This is a genomic window from Veillonella sp. 3891 (assembly GCF_003992315.1).
Classification (GTDB): domain Bacteria; phylum Bacillota; class Negativicutes; order Veillonellales; family Veillonellaceae; genus F0422.
Genome location: NZ_RQVE01000029.1, coordinates 1 through 1577 on the forward strand (window position 1 = coordinate 1; position 1577 = coordinate 1577).

A 1577-nucleotide genomic window follows, 5' to 3' on the forward strand; every position below is an offset into this window, starting at 1 on the left:
AACAAACAAGCTGATGGTGCAACATCAACAGTGAAAATCGGCAAAGATGGTATTGATGCTGGTAATAAAAAAATCACTAACGTGGCAACACCGGAAGCTGAAAAAGATGCAGCCAATAAAGAATATGTAGATGCTCAAAAATGGGGCTTAAAAGTTCAAAATGGTGATAATCCAGCGGAAGCTGTAACAACGAAAGATAAAGCGATTACATTAAAAGCTAGTGCAGACACAAGCGATGCTACAGACACACCTAAAAAAGGTATTGTCATTGCTAAAGATGGTGAAGGTAACATCACACTTGGCTTAGAAAAAGCAGATCGTACTACATTAGATAATGCAGTGAATGTAGGTAATACAGCCTCTGATGGTCGAGATGGTAAAGCCGGTGTGGGTCAAGATGGTGCGGCCGTAGCTGGTTCTGCAGGTGCACAAGGTCCAACTGGTAAAGATGGCTTGAACGGAAAAGACTTAACGAATAAAGTTAATGCACTTCGTAATGGCGAAGCTGGTACAGTAGTATATACAAATGCAGCCGGCGATCGTCTTGTGAAAGCAAACGATGGTCAGTACTACAAAGCTGATGAAGTAGAACCTAATGGAGAGAAAAAACCAGGTGCTACAGCAGTTCCAACAAAGGATGTCATTGCAAGTTTAGTATCTCCAGATGGCAAAACAACTGGAGCAACAACTAAGTTATCTAACATTGCAGATGGTGCTATTTCCAAAGACTCCAAAGATGCTGTCAACGGTAGCCAATTGTTCAACGAACGTGTGACAAGCCCTGTCATCTTCGTAGACAAAGATGGTAACCAAGTGTTCAAAACTGCAGAAGGTAAATTTGTTACTAAAGATGGTGCAGAAGTTCCAGCAGCTGATTTAGATAAAGTTCATACTAAAGTCAATGCTGACAAACCAATGACATTGGATAATGTGGCATCCGCTGTTAATAATTTAACAGGTAATACATACCTAGATAAATTAGCAGAAGGTGCAAAAGCTGATAACAAAGTAGCTAACTCTGCGGTGAACGTAACAGATTTACATGCAGCAACAACAGCAATTTTGGATAAACCAATTACGTTCATCGGCGACAATGATACGAACGATAAAATCGAGCGTAAATTGGGTGAAACGTTAAAAATCCATGGCGATAACAATATCACTGTGAAAAAAGATGCTAACAATGCAGATACATTGAATGTAGCGTTACAACCTACCTTGACTGGTATTACGTCGATTACAAATGCAGCTCCAGTAGATCCAACACAACCTGATGCAGCGAAAGTAGCAAGCACTACATTAACAATCGATGGCAATGCATTAACAGTAGAAAACAAACAAGCTGATGGCACAAAAGCAACAGTGACAATCGGTAAAGATGGTATTGATGCTGGTGGTAAAACAATCACTAACGTGGCAGATCCAACAGGTGATAAAGATGCAGCCAATAAAGAATATGTAGATGCTCAAAAATGGGGCCTAAAAGTTCAAAATGGCGACAATCCAGCGGAAGCTGTAACAGCGAAAGATAAAGCGATTACATTAAAAGCTAGTGCAGACACAAGTGATGCTACAGA

The 1577-nt window shown here is 40.3% G+C and carries 1 protein-coding gene; it reads left to right on the forward strand.

Going from position 1 to position 1577, the window contains the following annotated elements; translation table 11 throughout:
* Nucleotides 1-1577: hypothetical protein (locus tag EO118_RS08505; RefSeq protein WP_206168415.1), on the forward strand; the 1577-nt coding region annotated here is incomplete at both ends.